This window comes from Streptomyces sp. NPDC092952, from assembly GCF_044754785.1.
In the GTDB taxonomy this organism is placed as follows: domain Bacteria; phylum Actinomycetota; class Actinomycetes; order Streptomycetales; family Streptomycetaceae; genus Streptomyces.
Genome location: NZ_JBIVPT010000002.1, coordinates 785,798 through 802,764, shown reverse-complemented (window position 1 = coordinate 802,764; position 16,967 = coordinate 785,798). Strand labels below are relative to the sequence as shown.

The following is a 16,967-nucleotide window of genomic DNA, read 5'->3' as shown; positions in this document are numbered from 1 at the left end:
CGCGTCAGGCGACCGTGCGGATGAGCTTCTTGTTGACGAACTCCTCGATGCCGGGGCGGCCCAGCTCGCGGCCGAAGCCGGAGCGCTTGATGCCGCCGAAGGGCAGTTCGGCACCCTCGGCGCCGACGCCGTTGACGAAGACCATGCCGGCCTCGATGCCGTCGGCGACGCGGGCGGCCTGCGCGGGGTCGGTGGTGAAGACGTACGAGCCGAGGCCGTACGGGGTGTCGTTGGCGATCCGCAGGGCGTCCTGCTCGTCGGCCGCCCGGAAGACCATGGCGACCGGGCCGAAGAGTTCCTGGCGGGCCGTGGCGTGCTCGGTGGTGAGGCCGGTGAGGACTCCGGCGGGGAAGCGGGCGCCCTCGCGCTCGCCCTCGGTGTGGAGGGTGGCGCCCTCCGCGACGGCGGCGGCCACCTGGCGCTCCAGGGTGTCGGCCGCGGCGACCGAGGAGAGCGGGGCGCCGGACTGGCGGGCGAGGAGCGCGGCGGTGAACTTCTCCACGAACGTGTCGTAGAGGTCGGACACGACGACGAACCGCTTGGCGGCGTTGCACGCCTGGCCGGTGTTGTCGAGGCGGGCGGCGACGGCGGAGTCCACGACGGCGTCGAGGTCGTCGGTGGAGAGCAGGATGAACGGGTCGGAGCCGCCGAGTTCGAGGACGACCTTCTTCAGGTGCCGCCCGGCGATCTCGGCGACGGCGGCACCGGCGCGCTCCGAGCCGGTCAGGGAGACGCCGTGGACGCGCGGGTCGGCGATCACCTCGGCGATCTGCTCGTTGGTGGCGTACACGTTGACGTACGCGCCGACGGGGAAGCCGGCCTCGGCGACGAGCCGCTCCAGCAGCGCCGCGGTGGCCGGGCACTGGGGGGCGTGCTTGAGGACGATGGTGTTGCCCAGGGCGAGGTTCGGGGCGGCGAACCGGGCGACCTGGTAGGCGGGGAAGTTCCACGGCATGATGCCGAGCAGGACGCCCACCGGGCCGCGGCGCACGACGGCACGGCCGGGGCCGGAGGTGACGGGAAGCTCCTCGTCGGCGAGGAAGCCCTCGGCGTGGTCGGCGTAGTAGTGGTAGATGTCGACGCAGAAGTCGATCTCGCCCTCCGCCTCGTCGAGCGGCTTGCCCATCTCGCGCACGATGCCCGCTGCCAGCTCGGCGCGGTGCTCGGCGTGCAGGTCCCCGAGCCGGCGCAGGAGCGCGGCCCGCTCGGCGACGGTGGTGGAGCGCCCCCAGGCGGTGGCGGCGTGGGCGGCGTCGACGGCCGCGGTCACCTCGGCGTCGGTGGCGGTCGGGTAGGTCTGGGCGGTCGTGCCGGTGGAGGGGTCGGTGACGGCGTACATCGGGTCTCCAGGAAGTGCGGGGGAGTGGTGCCGGTGCCGTGGCCGGTCCCGCGTCCGGGTGGGGCGCGGGGCCGGTACGGCGAAGTCCTACGGTTCGAGTATGGTCCGGGCGCCGACGGCGGACTTCAGGTCCTCGAACGCGGCGGCCGCCTCGTCGAGCGGGCGGACGTTGCCGATCAGCTCGTCCAGCGGCAGCCGGCCTGCCAGGTAGAGGCGGGCCAGTTTGGGGATGTCGATCGCGCCGACGCTGGAGCCGTAGTTGCACCCGAGGATACGTTTGCCCTGGTCGGCGAGGTCGAAGAGGTTGAACGAGCCCGTCGCCTCGACGGGTGCCATGCCGACGAGGACGGCCGCCCCGCCGGAGGTGAGCATGGCCGGGAGGGTCTCGATGACCTTGGGGCTGCCGATGGCCTCGAAGGCGTAGTCGGCACCGCCGAGGTTCTCCTGGCACCAGGCGGCCACGTCGGTGGTGGCGGCGTCGAGGGTGTGCGTCGCCCCGAAGCGTTCGGCGGCGGCCAGGCGCTCGGGCGAGAGGTCGACGGCGACGATGGGGTCGGCCCCCACCAGCCGCAGCCCCATCACCACGGACAGGCCCACCCCGCCGGCGCCGATGACGACCGCGGACTCGCCGGGGCGGACGCCCGCGGTGTTCATGGCGGCGCCGATGCCGGTGGAGATGGAGCAGCCCAGGAGGGCGCCGATGCCGAACGGCAGCTCGTCGGGGACCTTGACCGCGGCCGACTCGGGTACGACGACCCGGCTGGTGAAGGCGCCGAGGCCGAGGTACGGCCAGACCTCCTCGCCGTCGGCGTCGGTGATGGGGGTCGTCCCGTCGGGCAGGGTGTTCGCCACGGCCTGGGTGCCGGTGCAGAGCCAGGCCATTCCGGCCAGGCACTTGCGGCAGCGGCGGCAGGGCGCGAACCAGGAGAGGACGACGTGGTCGCCCGGCTTCACCGAGCTGACGCCGGCGCCGACGTTCGTGACCACACCGGCGGCCTCGTGGCCCAGGACGAGGGGGCGGTCGCTGGGCCAGTCGCCCGTCAGGATGTGCAGGTCGGAGTGGCAGACCCCGGCGGCGCGGACGTCGATCTCCACCTCGCCCGGTCCGGCGGGCCGGTGGGAGACCTGGCGGGTGTGCAGGCCCGCGACGGGGTCGTAGGCGATGGCGGGGGAGAGGTTCGCGGACATCAGAGAGCCTTGATTTCTTCGGACGGCGAGGTGTTGTCGGAGGCGCGGGTGTTCCCGGGCCCGGAGGGGGCGAGGCGGGTGTGGGGCCTGGCGACGGCGATGTAGACCAGGCCGACGACCAGCAGCGCGGAGAAGACCACGATCACGGCCCAGACCTGGACCCAGCTGCCCGACGGCGGGGCGAGCTCGGCGCGGGGCCAGGCGATGTTGACCGCCTCGAAGAGCAGCCACACCACGGCCAGGACGTTCACCACCAGGCCGGCCCGGCCCAGGCGGAACTCGCCCTCCGCCGGGTTCCACCGGCCGCGCAGCCGTGCGTAGAGCGCGACGAGGGCGACGGTCAGGAAGATGAGGTAGAAGCCGCCGGAGCCGAAGGAGATCAGCGTGGCCGCCGCGTTGCCGTTGAGCCCGAGCAGCAGGCCGAGACCGGCCAGGACGGCCGTGACGGTGAGCGAGACCCAGGGGATCTGGCGCTCCCCGACCTTGGCGAGCTGGGTGGAGCAGGGCAGCTGCCGGTCGCGGGCGAAGGCGAAGACGGCCCGCCCGATGTACGTCTGGATCGAGATGGCGCAGGCGAAGAACGCGACCAGGACCACGACCACGAACGGCTTCTCGCTCCAGCCGCCCAGGCTCTGCGTCACCGCGTCGAAGACCGGGTCCACGGTCTTGCCGGAGACGGCGTCCTCGGGGCGGCGCAGCGAGAACGTCACCGCGACCGAGGTCAGCAGCACCGTGAACGCCACGAACACGTAGCTGCGCAGCAGCGCCCGGGGCACGCTGCGCCGCGGCTGCTCGGTCTCCTCGGCGACCTGCGTGGTCGCGTCGAATCCCAGGAAGGCCCAGCCGGCCACGGCCAGGCACGTCACGAACCCGGCCACGGCGGACCCGCCCGAGGCGGATTCCGCGCCCAGGGTGTCGAAGAGGATGCCGAAGCCGTTGTTGCGGGCGAAGAGCAGCAGGAACACGCTGATGGCGATGGAGGCGACGCCCTCCGCGACGATGCCCGCGTTGAGGAAGTGCTTGACCGGGTTGACGCCGAGCAGGTTGATGCCCAGGGCCACGACGATGAAGACCACGCCGAGCAGCACGTGGGCCGCGGGGGAGAGCTCCGCGTCGCTGAAGAGCATGTGCAGCCAGCTGGAACCGAGGTACGCCACGGTCGTCAGCGACGCGATGGCCGAGGCGAGGTAGATCCAGCCCACCAGCCAGCCCAGCCGGGGCCCGCCCAGCCGGCGGACCCACTGGTAGACACCGCCGGTGATCGGGAACTGCGAGGAGAGCTCGGCGTAGACCGTGGCGACCAGCAGCTGTCCGAGGAAGGCGACGACGACCGCCCAGATCCAGGTGGGTCCGGCGAAGACGAACCCGAGCTGGACGACGGCGTAGATGCCGACCACCGGGGAGATCGTCGCGAAGCCGAGAGCGAATACGGCCCAGGGGGAGAGGGTGCGCTTCAGCTCTTGCTGGTAGCCGTACTCAGCCAGGTCGCCGGCATCGGCGCGGTTGTGGTCCACGTTGTACTCCTGGCATCGCTAGGGCCCGCGTCGGGCGGCGCCCACAGGTGGAGGTCGGTCGCCGGCCTGCCGTTCCCACCGGCCACGAGGCCGGTGCCACGGTGGTCGTTCGAGGGGCGACCATTTATTGGCTGTAGAGCCAATTGTTATTTGGCTGCACAGCCAATAACATCTTCGCCATGGCGTCAAGGGGTACCGGGAAACAAGTGCGCAAATCGGCGGCGGAGCGGCGCCGCGAGATCGTGGCCGCGGCCGCGCGGGTCGGGCTGGAGGAGGGCCTGGAGTGCGTCACCCGGCAGCGGATCGCCGACGGCCTCGGGGTCCAGTCCGGACTCATCCACCACTACTTCCCGGTGGTCGAGGAGCTGGTGGCGGAGGCGTTCGCCCGGGCCACCACGGCGGAGCTGGACGGCCTGCTGCCCGAGGCCGCGGCCGGGGCCGGGGCGGCGGACGGGTCGGAGCCGGCGGCCGGACTCGAGGGGATGGCCGGGCCCGGGGGGAGCGGGCCCCTGGATGCCTTCCGGCGCTTCTTCACTCTCATATCGGGCGCCGAGTTCGACAACGTCAGCAAGCTCTGGCTCAACGCGCGGCACCTGTCCCGCTACCGCCCCGCGCTCCACGGCCAGGTCGTCAGCCAGGAGCTGCGCTGGTGCCACCGCATCGAGCAGATCATCGCGCGCGGGGTGCGGGAGCGGGAGTTCCGCTGCGAGGACCCGTGGGCGTCGGCCGTGCGCATCCTCGCCGTCGTCGACGGGGCCAGCGCGTACATCAACACCAGCGCGGACCGGCGTACGGAACCCCTCGCCGACCTCGCCCGCAGGCTCGCGGAGGCCGAGCTGGGCCTGGCGGCCGGCGGCCTGCGGCTGCCCTGACGCACCCCTCTCCCTGGCGCCCCGGTTTATGGAGGTCTCATAAAGTCCCGCCTCCGAATTGGTGGCTTGTGCTCCTGATTCCCCTTGTCCCAGCTGGGATGATCCTCATGGAGTGAGTCGGGTGCTGTGTGGTACCCGCACAATTCGAGGAGGTCCGTATGACCCGTGGCGAACGTGTGCTGGTGACCGGCATCGGTGCGATGACACCGTTGGGGGACGACGCGGCGGCGCTGTGGGCGGGTCTGCTGGACGGCAGGTCGGGGGTGCGCTCCCTGACGGAGGAGTGGGCCGAGGACCTGCCCGTGCACGTCGCGGCCGCACTCCCCACGGACCCCGCCTCGCTGCTCCCGAGGACCGAGGCCAGGAAGCTGGACCGGGGCGAGCAGATGGCCCTGCTCACCGCCCGGGAGGCCTGGCGGGACGCCGGGGCGCCGCAGGTGGAGCCGGAGCGGCTCGCCGTCGTCCTCGGTACGGGGACCGGGGGCGTCCTCACCACGCTGGGGCAGGACGACATCTTCGAGCGCGCCGGGGCCCGCCGGCTCTCGCCGTTCGCGGTGCCCATGCTGATGCCCAACGGGCCCGCCGCCTGGGTGAGCATGGACCTGGGCGCGAAGGGCGGCGCCCGGACGGTGGTGAGCGCCTGCGCCTCCGGGGCCGAGGCCCTCGCCCTGGGGCAGGACCTGATCCGGAGCGGGCGGGTGGACGTGGTCGTCGCCGGTGGCGTGGAGGCCTGCCTGCACCCCTTCACCCTCGCGGCGTTCGCCCAGATGAAGGCGTTGTCGACGCGGTCGGAGGACCCGGAGGCGGTGTCCCGGCCGTTCGACGTCGGGCGCTCCGGCTTCGTGATGGGCGAGGGCGCGGGAATGATGGTGCTGGAACGCGAGGAGTTCGCCCGCGCCCGTTCCGTACGCGGCTACGGGGCGCTGGCGGGCGGCTCCGTCGGTTCGAGCGCGGACCACATCACGGCCTCCGACACGGAGGGCCAGGTCCGCGCGATCGAGCTGGCGCTGCGCGACGCCGGTCTGGCCCCGGCGGACATCGGCGTCGTCCATGCCCACGCCACCTCGACCGAGTCCGGCGACCTGGCGGAGGCCGATGCGGTCGCCCGGGCGATCGGCGACCACGCCGCGGTGACGGCGACGAAGTCGATGACCGGCCACATGCTGGGCGCCTCCGGAACGGTCGGCGCCATGGTCGCCCTCCTCGCGCTCCGGCACGGCACGCTCCCGGCCGTCCGCAACCTCGACGAACCCGACCCGCGGGTGAAGCTGGACCTGGTGCGCGGCGAACCCCGCACCGGCCGGTGGACGGCCGCCCTGGCCAACTCGTTCGGCTTCGGCGGCCACAACGTCAGCCTCGTCCTCACCGGCTGACCGTGACGGGCGGCCGCGCGGCTCAGCGCTCCCGGGGCGCCCGGACGCCCGCCGCGGCGAGGGCCAGGGCCAGGGCGGCCGCGCAGATCGGCACGGCGTAGCCCTGGACGCCGCCGATGTGCTCCACGAACCAGCCGCCGGTCGCCGAGCCGACCGCGATGCCGCCCAGCAGCGCGGTCACGGCCAGGGTCATCCCCTCGTTCAGCCGGCCCTCCGGGGTGAGGCGCTGGATCAGGGTCATCCCGGTGACCATGGTCGGTGCCGTCGCCGCGCCGGCCAGCAGCAGCGCGGCCGCCAGGGCGAGGACGGAGGGGGTCGAGGCGGCGGCGACCAGGGGCAGGGACATCAGGGCCGTCATCCCGGTCAGGCAGACCAGCAGACGCCGCCGGATGCTCGCGGCCGGGCGGAGCGAGCCGTAGAGCAGCCCGGCGACGCAGGAGCCGGCCGCCTGGAGCGCCAGGACCGCGCCGCCCGCGTGGGCGATCGTGACGACCTCCATCGAACCGAAGACCGCCCCGGTGGCCAGGAAGGCGGCGAGCAGCGGCGGCATGCCCCGGGTGCGGAGCGGGGAGCCGGTGCGGGTGCGGGGGGCGACGGGGGGTTCGGTGGCGCGCTGGGCGGCGAAGACCAGTACGCCGGTCATCAGCAGGACCGCCGAGACCAGGGTCCCCGCCTCCGGGAAGAGCGCCCCGCACAGCAGTGCGGCCAGTGCCGGGCCGAGCATGAAGCAGAGCTCGTCGGCGGCCTGCTCGAAGGAGTTCGCGGTGTGCAGCGCGGCCGGGTCGCCCCGGTGCAGATGGGCCCAGCGGGCCCGGGACATCCCGCCGGTGTTGGGGGTGGTGGCGGTCGCGGCGTAGGCGGCGAAGAGGGTCCAGGCGGGGGCGTCGTAGTGCACGCAGAGCAGCAGCGCCAGCGCGCCGAGCACGGCGATCGCGGTGGCGGGCACCGCGATCCTGGCCTGCCCGTACCGGTCGACGAGCCGGGCCGTCCAGGGGGCGACCACCGCCGTGGCGGCGAGTCCGGTCGCGGTGACGGCCCCGGCCAGGGCGTACGAGCCGCGCGTCCCGGCGATCATGATGACCGCGCTGACGCTGAACATCCCGCTGGGCAGCCGTGCGATCAGGTTGCCCGCGGTGAAGGCGCGGGCGCCCGGGGTGGAGAGCAGCCGGACGTACGGATTGCTGGACGCCCGCCGGACGGGGGCGGTGCGCGGGGCGATGACCAGCTGGCCCCCGGAGACGGCGAGCAGGGGGGATGACGGAGAGGGGGAGGAGGGGGGCGACGGGGCTGGAGCGGTCTCGTACGGCATGGAGCAAGCGTCCGGGCGGGCGGCCCCCGGGGTCCAACACCTTCTCCGCACCGATTCACGCATCTGTGTTGTGAATATTGACGCACCTGTGTTGTAGGTTCCGGTGTGGTCTCTTCCGCCGCCGGATCCGGCGCCCCGACGCAGCACCCCCGCCCCCACACCGACCCGCGCCTCCTCCGCGTCTTCGTCGCGGTCGCCGAGGAGCTGCACTTCACCCGGGCCGCCGCCCGCCTCTACGTCGCCCAGCAGGCGCTGAGCCGCGACGTCCGCCGCCTGGAGCGCGAGCTGGGCGTGGAGCTGTTCGTACGGACCACCCGGCAGGTCGCCCTCACCGCCGACGGGGAGCGGCTCCTGCCGTACGCGCGACGGGTGCTGGACGCGCACACCGAGCTGGCCGCCGCCTTCACCGACCGGGCGGACCTGCCCCTTTTCGTCGACCTCAACACCGACGGCATGACGGCCGCCCGGGTCCTCGCCCGCGCCCGCGAGCTGGCCCCCCGGTGCGAGCTGATGGCGCGCTTCGAGAGCGGGCTGACCTGGGCGGCCGACGAGATCCTGGCCGGCCGGCTCGACGTCTCCTTCGGCCGTGCGGCCGGGCTCGCCCCGGCGGTACGGGCCCGGCTGGGCATGCGGCCGGTGCGGTACGAGCCGATGGCCGTCCTGCTCCCCGACGACCACCGGCTCGCCGCGCACGAGACCGTCGCCCTCGGCGACCTGGCCGGGGAGACCGTCTACGCGGGCGCCGGCAATCCGCGCACGGTGGAGTGGACGGAGTTCGCCCGGCTGCTCTTCGCCGAATGGGGCATCGAACTGGCGCCGCCCGCCCCGCTCGCGATCGGTGTCGCCGAGTTCCAGCGGGTCATGGCGAAGTCCCGGAACCCGGTGCTGGTCGTCGACGACTTCCCGCCGATGCCGGACACCGTGGTGCGCCCGCTGGCCGACCCCGTACCGCTCTCGCCGCTGCTGCTGGTCTGGCGCAAGGGGCTGCGCCACCCCGGGCTCGACGCGCTGTGCGAGGCCGCCGAGCTGCTGGGGGCCGAGGAGGGGTGGCTGGTGCGCCCGCCCGGCAGCTGGCTGCCCGAACCCGACGCGGCCCTGATGCGCGGCGGGCGGTGACCGGATGCGTATACCGTCGCCGGACACGGCCGGGAGATGAACCCACGGCGTAACCGGCGGGAAACACGGGTGAACCGGCCCCGTCACGCGCCCCGCGCATCATGGGCGGCCGCGGGAAGCGCCAACGGGGCGGAAACGGGACGGGAGTCGGGCCGACCACATGCACCAGGACGACGAGGAGTACGGACCCCTCACGGGCTTCACCGTCGGGGTCACCGCCGCGCGCCGCGCGGAGGAGTTCGGCGCACTACTGGAACGGCGGGGCGCCTCGGTCGTGCACGCCCCCGCCCTGCGGACCGTGCCGCTCGCCGACGACCGCGAACTGCGCGCCGCCACCCGGGAGATCATCGCCGCCCCGCCCGACGTGGTCGTCGCCACCACCGCGGTCGGCTTCCGGGGCTGGATCGGCGCCGCCGGGGAGTGGGGCCTCGCCGACGCGCTGCTGACGGCGCTGGACGGGGCCGAACTGCTGGCCCGCGGCCCCAAGGCCAAGGGCGCCGTCCGGGGAGCCGGGCTCACCGAGACGTGGTCGGCCGCCTCCGAAGCCATGCCCGAGGTGCTGGAACGGCTCCTGGCCGAGGGCGTCGCGGGCCGTCGCATCGCCGTCCAGCTGCACGGCGACTCGCTCGCCGAGTTCATCGGGCCGTTGCGCGCGGCGGGCGCCGAGGTCCGCCCCGTACCCGTCTACCGCTGGACGGAACCCGAGGACATCTCCCCGCTCGACCGGCTGCTCGACCTCACCGTCGCCCGTGGCCTGGACGCCCTCACCTTCACCAGTGCCCCGGCCGCCACGGCGCTGCTCGGGCGGGCCGAGCGCCGCGGGCTGCTCCCGGAACTGCTGGGCGCGCTGCGCGAGGACGTGCTCGTGGCCTGCGTCGGACCGGTCACCGCCCGGCCGTTGGAGGAACGAGGGATCGGCACCGTGCAGCCGGAACGCTTCCGGCTCGCCCCGCTCGTCCAACTCCTGTGCGCCGAACTGCCCGCCCGTGGAACGGAGTTGGAGATCGCCGGACACCGGGTGGCGGTCCGTGGGCACGCGGTGCTCGTGGACGGCGGGCCGCGCCGGGTGACGCCCGCCGGAATGGCGCTGCTGCACGCCCTGGCCCGGCACCCCGGCCGGGTGGTGTCCCGCGCCGAACTGCTGCGCGCGCTGCCCGGCGGCGGCCGGGACGAGCACGCGGTGGAGACGGCCGTGGCCCGGCTGCGCACGGCACTGGGCGACCCCGGTCTCATCCGTACGGTGGTCAAACGCGGCTACCGGCTGGCGCTGGAACCGCGCTGAGGAGCTGACGGGGCCCGCGTTGTCAGTGCCCGCTGCTACAACGGACGCAGTGGCAGCGGGCGGGCGGACAGGGGGACTCCATGGGTACCTGGGGCAGTGGCAACTTCGACAGCGACGCGGCGGCGGACCATCTCTCGGGCATCACCGGGCGGCTCGTCGCGCGGATCGCGGAGGCGATGGCCGGTGACCCGGTCTGCCTGGAGCCCGACGAGTACGAGGGCGTCACCGTTCCGTGCGACATCGAACTGCTCTGCCTGATCGCGGAGCAGGGGTACGCCGGCGCGGGCGTGCCGGAGCCGGTGGTGGTCGCGGGCTGGCGGGAGACGTTCATGCCCGTGTGGGAGCGGACCATCGACGATCTGGAGCCCACCCCGGAGTACAAGGAGGGCAGACGGGCCGAGCTGCTCCGCACCTTCGACCGGCTGGCCGCCCTCGCGGAGCAGGCGCACTGACCGGGCCGCGCCCGGGAAAGGGCGTGGGCGCCGTGGCCTGCCGGGATACCGTGCGGGGATGGACGACAACGACATCTACCAGCTCGACGCGGAGATACGGCTCCGCCCCGTCGAGCTGAGGGACGCGGCCTCCCTCGCCGACTCGCTGGCCCGCAGTCGCGCCTACATGCAGCCGTGGGAGCCCATCCGGCCCGACCACTTCTACACCGAGCAGGGGCAGCGGGAGCGGCTGACGGGGCTGCTGGCGGATTGCGGGGCGGGCCGGGCGAAGGGCTGGGTGCTGGCCGACGCGGAGGACCGCGCGGTCGGCGGGTTCAACCTGAACGGCATCGTGCTCGGCCCGCTGCGCAGCGGCGCGCTCGGCTACTGGGTGGACGTCGAGTGCGCGGGGCGCGGGCTGGCCACGGCCGCCGTGCGCCGGATCTGCGAGGCGGCCAGGGACGGGCTGGGGCTGCACCGGATCGAGGCGGGGACGATGGTGGACAACGTCGCCTCGCAGCGGGTGCTGGCCAAGTGCGGCTTCGAGCAGTACGGAATGGCGCCCCGCTTCCTCCACATCAACGGGGACTGGCGCGACCACCGCCTCTTCCAGCGGATCCTGCACGACGGCCCGCCGCGCGGCTGAACCGTCCCCGGCGCGGGCAGCAGGGGTTCCGGGCGGGCCGCCGGCGGGGCACCCTGGGGGAGACCCGACCGGTGACCCGAGGCGGTGGCATGCCCATGATGACCGGCAAGAGCGCGTACGACTGGCGGTTCGACGCGGGCCGGCCCTGCCTCGACCTGGTGGCGACGGGCATCGGGACCACCGGCTCGTGCGAGCTGCTGGACGGAGCCGAGCGGCTCGCCGACTGGCTGGTCGCCACCGGGCTCGTACCGGACGGCACCGGGCTGGACGCCGTGGACGAGAGCTGGGTGGTCCGCTTCCGGCAGTTACGGGCCGGTGTCGACCGGCTGCTGACGGCGGAGCTGGGCGGCCGGGGCGACCGGTACGCCCTGGAGCGGGTCAACGCGCTCGCCGCCGGGGCACCGCCGGGGGTACGGGCGGTACGCGGCCGGAGCGGCAAACTGGTCCGCGCGCTCAGCGGCGATCCCGAGTGCGGGGAGCTGCTGGCCGCCGTCGCCCGCGACGTGGTGGACCTCCTCACCGACCCGGTGGCGCGGGCCGGGCTGCGCCGCTGCGAGGCCGTGGGCTGCCGCCGCTTCTATCTCGACACCTCGCGGGGCCGCCGCAGGCGCTGGTGCTCCAGCGAGGTGTGCGGCAACCGCGAACGGGTGGCCAGGCACCGGCGCCGGGCGGCGGCCCGGGCCGCGGGCGCGGGCGTGTCCTGAGCGGACCGGGTGCGGTCCGCCGGTGCGGCCTCCCGGGCGTTCCCCCTGCGTACGGGGCCCGGATCTGCCCGGCCGGAACCCCCGGCGGACCATTTCCGGCATGCGGGGCAGGTGCGCGGCGGGCATCGCTTCGCCTAAGGTTGACGGCTGCCCAAATGCACATCAGAAAGGGGCCTCGGTGGCCGCGCAGGATGCCGCTGTCGATTCGTTGCGGGACCGGGAGATCGGTGTCGAGCAGAAACATCTCGACCGGGTGTACCACCGCCTTGAGGAGAAGATCCACGAGGCGGAATTTCTCATGGACGACGCCGTCAAGCGCGGCCAGGTCGGAACGCCCGGGGCGCTCGCCGAGCGAGACGCCCAGGTGTTCCGCGCCGGGATCCATCTCAACCGGCTGAACAGCGAGTTCGAGGACTTCCTCTTCGGCCGGATCGATCTGCTGCTCGGCAAGGACGGCGAACGCGGCCCCGACGGCGCGTACACCTCCGTCGAGGCCGCCGACGACGCGGTGCGCGACGACGCCACGGCCGACATCGCGGAGACGCTGCACATCGGCCGGATCGGGGTCCTCGACGCCGACTACGCCCCGCTGGTCATCGACTGGCGCGCCCCGGCCGCCGCCCCGTTCTACCGTTCGACGCCGAAGGACCCCGGCCGGGTCGTACGCCGCCGGGTCATCCGCTCCAAGGGCCGCAAGGTCCTCGGCGTCGAGGACGACCTGATGCGCCCCGAGCTCACCGCGTACCTCGACGGCGACAAGCTGCCGGTGATCGGCGACGGCGCCCTGATGGCGGCGCTCGGCCAGGCCCGCAGCCACACCATGCGGGACATCGTCTCCTCCATCCAGGCCGAGCAGGACCTGGTGATCCGGGCCCCCGCCGCCTCCGTCACCGAGGTCTCCGGCGGCCCCGGCACCGGCAAGACCGCCGTGGCGCTGCACCGCGCCGCCTACCTCCTCTACCAGGACCGGCGGCGGTACGCGGGCGGCATCCTCATCGTCTCGCCGACCCCGCTCCTGGTCGCGTACACCGAGGGCGTGCTGCCCTCGCTCGGCGAGGAGGGGCAGGTCGCGATCCGCGCGGTCGGCTCGCTCTCCGACGACGCGGCCGGCGTCGAGGGCGCCACCACCTACGACGAGCCCGCCGTCGCCCGGATCAAGGGCTCCTCGCGGATGCTCGCCGTCCTGCGCAAGGCCGCCCGCGGCGCCCTGGAGCAGCCCGGCGCCTCCCGCCCGCGCCGCGACACCGGCGGCCAGCTCGCCCTCGGCGAGGAGGAGCCGGAGCGGACCGCCGCCCCGGTCACCCCGGCCCGGCTGCGGGTCGTCGCGTTCGGCGCCCGGATCGAGCTGGAGGCCGACGAGCTGCGCCGCATCCGGCAGTCCGTGCTCGGCGGCACCGCCCCGGTCAACCTGCTGCGCCCGCGCGCCCGCCGGATGCTGCTGGACGCCCTGTGGAACAAGTCCTCCGGCCGGGGCCGCTACACCGACTCCGAGCTCGCCGCCGAGCTGCGGTCCTCGTTCGACGAGGACGTCTCCACCGAGACGGACTTCCTCGACTTCCTGAACGCCTGGTGGCCCGAACTGACCCCGCGCGGGGTGCTCGCCGCGATGGCCGACGAGAAGCGGCTCGGCCGCTGGGCCCGCCGGGTCCTCAACCAGGGCGAGACGCGCCGCCTCGCCCGCTCCCTGAAGCGGCTCGGCCCCGACGGCAAGGGCCCCCTCTCCGTCCACGACGTGGCGCTCCTCGACGAGCTCCAGACCCTGCTCGGCGCCCCGCCCCGGCCGAAGAGGAAGCGCGAGGCCGACCCGCTGGACCAGCTCACCGGTCTGGAGGAGCTGATGCCGCAGCGCGAGGAGACCCAGCGCGAGCGGGCCGAGCGGCTGGCCGCGGAGCGCACCGAGTACGCGCACGTCATCGTCGACGAGGCGCAGGACCTCACGCCCATGCAGTGGCGGATGGTCGGCCGCCGGGGCCGCCACGCCACCTGGACGATCGTCGGCGACGCGGCCCAGTCGTCCTGGTCGGACCCGGACGAGGCGGCCCGCGCCCGTGACGAGGCGCTCGGCAACCGGCCGCGCCGCCGCTTCACCCTCACGGTGAACTACCGCAACCCCGCCGAGATCGCCGAGCTGGCCGCCAAGGTGCTGGCGCTGGCGATGCCCGGAATGGAGTCGCCCGCCGCGGTCCGCTCCACCGGCGTACGCCCCCGCTTCGCGACCGCGGGCGACGGCGACCTGGCGGCGACGGTGCGCGAGGAGGCGCGGCGGCTGCTCGCCGAGGTCGACGGCACGGTGGGCGTGGTCGTCGCGATGAACCGGCGCGCGCAGGCCCGCGAGTGGCTCGCCGAGCTGGGCGAACGGGTGGTGGCGCTGGGCAGCCTGGAGGCCAAGGGCCTGGAGTACGACGCCACGGTGGTGGTCTCGCCCGCCGAGATCGCGGACGAGTCCCCGGCCGGCCTGCGGGTGCTGTACGTGGCGCTGACGCGTGCGACGCAGCAGCTCACGGTGGTGTCGGGGGCGCGGGACCTGCCCGACGGGGACGGGGTCCCGGACCTGCTGAGGGACTGAGCGCCGACCCGTCCGCCCGGGGGACGTCCTCCGGGCGGACGGACCGTTCCGCCTACCGACCCGCGCCGTGGGGAATCGCTTCTGCGCGGTCTTTGTTAGCCTGGTGTCGGCACCGGCTCGATCCAAGCCCCCGGGCCCAACCTTCGTCGCTTCGAGCGACCACTTGCCGCGAGGCGAGCATGGCGGGCCGGTGTCGTACAGCTCGACGACAGACCCGCGTCACCTTCCGGTGGCGCGGGTCTGTTCTCGTTTGCGGGACGCGCCCGGCGGTGATTGCGCGGGCCGGTTCTCGCGGGCCGGTTTCCGGCCGGGGCTTCCGCTGAGGCCATGAATTCTCGTATGGTGGAAAAAGGTTTCCGAAGTACGGCAGTCGATTACCGGCTACCCGCCAGTAGGTGCGACGATCGGAAAGCGTGTCCGAGGTGAGCGCCCCGGCCGCGTAGCAATGAAGCTAAGGAAAGCGAAGGTCTCGGCCATGGCAACGGCGCCCAGCGTCTCGTACTCGATGACGGTCAGGCTGGAGGTGCCCGCGAGCGGTACCGCGGTCTCCCAGCTCACCACGGCCGTGGAGTCCTCCGGCGGATCGGTCACCGGTCTCGACGTGACCGCCTCCGGCCACGAGAAGCTGCGGATCGACGTCACCATCGCGGCCACCTCCACCGCGCACGCCGACGAGATCGTCGAGGGACTGCGCGGCATCGACGGCGTCGTCCTGGGCAAGGTCTCCGACCGTACGTTCCTGATGCACCTCGGCGGCAAGATCGAGATGGCGTCTAAGCACCCCATCCGCAACCGTGACGACCTCTCGATGATCTACACCCCCGGTGTGGCCCGGGTCTGCATGGCGATCGCCGAGAACCCCGAGGACGCCCGCCGCCTGACCATCAAGCGCAACACGGTTGCGGTCGTGACGGACGGTTCCGCCGTCCTCGGCCTCGGCAACATCGGCCCGATGGCCGCCATGCCGGTGATGGAGGGCAAGGCGGCCCTCTTCAAGCGCTTCGCCGACATCGACGCCTGGCCGATCTGCCTGGACACCCAGGACACCGACGCCATCGTCGAGATCGTCAAGGCGATCGCCCCCGGCTTCGCGGGCATCAACCTGGAGGACATCTCCGCCCCGCGCTGCTTCGAGATCGAGGCGCGGCTGCGCGAGGCCCTGGACATCCCGGTCTTCCACGACGACCAGCACGGCACCGCGATCGTCGTCCTGGCCGCGCTGACCAACGCGCTGCGCGTGGTGGGCAAGGGCATCGGGGACGTGCGGGTCGTCATGTCCGGCGCCGGAGCCGCCGGTACGGCCATCCTGAAGCTCCTGCTGGCCGCGGGCGTCAAGCACGCCGTCGTCGCCGACATCCACGGCGTGGTGCACGCCGGCCGCGAGGACCTGGTCTCCGCCGCGCCCGACTCGCCGCTGCGCTGGATCGCCGACAACACCAACCCGGAGTCCGTCACCGGCACGCTCAAGCAGGCCGTGGTCGACGCCGACGTCTTCATCGGCGTCTCCGCGCCGAACGTGCTGGACGGCGCGGACGTCGCCGCGATGGCCGAGGGTGCCATCGTGTTCGCGCTCGCGAACCCGGACCCCGAGGTGGACCCGGCAATCGCCCGCGAGACGGCCGCGGTTGTCGCCACCGGCCGCTCCGACTTCCCGAACCAGATCAACAACGTGCTGGTCTTCCCGGGTGTCTTCCGCGGCCTGCTGGACGCCCAGTCCCGGACGGTCAACACGGAGATGATGCTCGCCGCCGCGGGCGCCCTCGCCGACGTCGTCGCCGAGAACGAGCTGAACGCCAACTACATCATCCCGTCGGTCTTCAACGACCGGGTCGCCGGTGCCGTCGCCGGTGCCGTCCGGAACGCCGCGCGGGCGGCCGCCGGTGGTACGAAGGGCGCGGGCGACCGCGTCTGACCCGCGCCGCCCCGACCCGGCGGGCCCCCGCCCACGGCGCGTCGCGGGACGTGCCGCCCCAAACGCCCCTTTAGGGTGGGCGGGCGGCGCGAACCGGTGAGCCCCGCACCCACTGCGGAACGCTTCCGGCGAGTCGACGGAACGTCACCACGGCGAGGCCCTGGCGCTTTTCGTGTGACTCCGGAGGGTGCCGGATTGGCGTTACCGCCGCAGGTGGGGGCAGGATGCGTAATCGGGCGCGAGGGTCTGACGACAGACCCGGGTCCGGGGACTGTCCGAGGGCCCTGGCAGCATCGGCTTCGATCTCACGCCTCACAGGCAAGAAGAACACGGGAGTAACAAACATGAACCGCAGTGAGCTGGTGGCCGCCCTGGCCGACCGCGCCGAGGTGACTCGCAAGGACGCCGACGCCGTGCTGGCCGCGCTCGCCGAGACCGTCGGTGAGATCGTCGCCAAGGGCGACGAGAAGGTCACCATCCCCGGCTTCCTGACCTTCGAGCGCACCCACCGTGCCGCTCGCACCGCTCGTAACCCGCAGACCGGCGACCCGATCAACATCCCGGCCGGCTACAGCGTGAAGGTCTCCGCGGGCTCGAAGCTCAAGGAAGCCGCCAAGGGCAAGTAAGGCTTCACAGCCTCATCGCCCCACAGGCGCGACGAAGGGCGGTCACCCATCCCGGGTGGCCGCCCTTCGGCGTACCGGCCGCCAGGGCC

At 73.6% G+C, this 16,967-nt stretch carries 14 protein-coding genes; 10 read left to right on the top strand and 4 right to left on the bottom strand.

What is annotated here, in order from left to right; genetic code table 11:
- Positions 1–4: 4 nt before the first annotated feature.
- The 3 genes from ACIQGQ_RS07480 to ACIQGQ_RS07470 all read right to left on the bottom strand — a co-directional run bounded on the left by ACIQGQ_RS07480 (position 5) and on the right by ACIQGQ_RS07470 (position 4,041).
- The gene (locus ACIQGQ_RS07480; RefSeq protein ID WP_402391850.1) at positions 5–1,339 is read right to left on the bottom strand and encodes an NAD-dependent succinate-semialdehyde dehydrogenase; all 1,335 of its coding nucleotides are present in this window, start codon (positions 1,337–1,339) and stop codon (positions 5–7) included.
- Between the two features lie 87 nt (positions 1,340–1,426).
- Positions 1,427–2,527, bottom strand: a complete 1,101-nt coding sequence (locus tag ACIQGQ_RS07475) for an alcohol dehydrogenase catalytic domain-containing protein (protein WP_402391847.1) — start codon at positions 2,525–2,527, stop codon at positions 1,427–1,429.
- On the bottom strand, positions 2,527–4,041 hold the full coding sequence (locus tag ACIQGQ_RS07470; RefSeq protein ID WP_402391844.1) for an APC family permease: 1,515 nt from the start codon (positions 4,039–4,041) through the stop codon (positions 2,527–2,529). Before ACIQGQ_RS07470 ends, ACIQGQ_RS07475 begins: the two co-directional genes overlap by 1 nt.
- A gap of 179 nt (positions 4,042–4,220) precedes the next feature.
- Between ACIQGQ_RS07470 and ACIQGQ_RS07465 the strand changes: the two genes are divergently transcribed.
- Both ACIQGQ_RS07465 and ACIQGQ_RS07460 read left to right on the top strand, forming a co-directional pair.
- Positions 4,221–4,913 carry a TetR/AcrR family transcriptional regulator gene (locus tag ACIQGQ_RS07465; protein ID WP_402391841.1) on the top strand — a complete coding sequence of 231 codons (693 nt, stop codon included), beginning with the start codon at positions 4,221–4,223 and terminating at the stop codon, positions 4,911–4,913.
- A 158-nt stretch (positions 4,914–5,071) separates the two neighbouring features.
- Positions 5,072–6,286 (top strand): beta-ketoacyl-[acyl-carrier-protein] synthase family protein, encoded by a 1,215-nt coding sequence (locus ACIQGQ_RS07460; protein WP_402391838.1) that lies wholly within the window; start codon positions 5,072–5,074, stop codon positions 6,284–6,286.
- Positions 6,287–6,308: 22 nt separating this feature from the next.
- Here the strand turns inward: ACIQGQ_RS07460 and ACIQGQ_RS07455 are convergent, their stop codons facing one another.
- Positions 6,309–7,595, bottom strand: coding sequence for an MFS transporter (locus ACIQGQ_RS07455; protein ID WP_402391835.1), 1,287 nt, complete (start codon positions 7,593–7,595; stop codon positions 6,309–6,311).
- A gap of 105 nt (positions 7,596–7,700) precedes the next feature.
- Between ACIQGQ_RS07455 and ACIQGQ_RS07450 the strand changes: the two genes are divergently transcribed.
- The 8 genes from ACIQGQ_RS07450 (at position 7,701) to ACIQGQ_RS07415 (ending at position 16,878) form a co-directional block, all read left to right on the top strand.
- Complete coding sequence (locus tag ACIQGQ_RS07450) at positions 7,701–8,711, top strand: LysR family transcriptional regulator (protein WP_402391832.1); 1,011 nt, start codon at positions 7,701–7,703, stop codon at positions 8,709–8,711.
- A gap of 160 nt (positions 8,712–8,871) precedes the next feature.
- Positions 8,872–9,993 carry a uroporphyrinogen-III synthase gene (locus ACIQGQ_RS07445; protein ID WP_402391830.1) on the top strand — a complete coding sequence of 374 codons (1,122 nt, stop codon included), beginning with the start codon at positions 8,872–8,874 and terminating at the stop codon, positions 9,991–9,993.
- A gap of 80 nt (positions 9,994–10,073) precedes the next feature.
- The gene (locus ACIQGQ_RS07440; RefSeq protein WP_402391827.1) at positions 10,074–10,445 is read left to right on the top strand and encodes a DUF4259 domain-containing protein; all 372 of its coding nucleotides are present in this window, start codon (positions 10,074–10,076) and stop codon (positions 10,443–10,445) included.
- A 58-nt stretch (positions 10,446–10,503) separates the two neighbouring features.
- On the top strand, positions 10,504–11,070 hold the full coding sequence (locus ACIQGQ_RS07435; RefSeq protein WP_402391825.1) for a GNAT family N-acetyltransferase: 567 nt from the start codon (positions 10,504–10,506) through the stop codon (positions 11,068–11,070).
- A 95-nt stretch (positions 11,071–11,165) separates the two neighbouring features.
- On the top strand, positions 11,166–11,774 hold the full coding sequence (locus tag ACIQGQ_RS07430; RefSeq protein ID WP_402392014.1) for a CGNR zinc finger domain-containing protein: 609 nt from the start codon (positions 11,166–11,168) through the stop codon (positions 11,772–11,774).
- 178 nt (positions 11,775–11,952) lie between these two features.
- Positions 11,953–14,340, top strand: a complete 2,388-nt coding sequence (locus ACIQGQ_RS07425; protein ID WP_402391822.1) for a HelD family protein — start codon at positions 11,953–11,955, stop codon at positions 14,338–14,340.
- Between the two features lie 475 nt (positions 14,341–14,815).
- The gene (locus tag ACIQGQ_RS07420) at positions 14,816–16,252 is read left to right on the top strand and encodes an NAD-dependent malic enzyme (RefSeq protein ID WP_402391819.1); all 1,437 of its coding nucleotides are present in this window, start codon (positions 14,816–14,818) and stop codon (positions 16,250–16,252) included.
- A 344-nt stretch (positions 16,253–16,596) separates the two neighbouring features.
- The gene (locus ACIQGQ_RS07415) at positions 16,597–16,878 is read left to right on the top strand and encodes an HU family DNA-binding protein (protein WP_003968811.1); all 282 of its coding nucleotides are present in this window, start codon (positions 16,597–16,599) and stop codon (positions 16,876–16,878) included.
- Positions 16,879–16,967 lie beyond the last annotated feature (89 nt).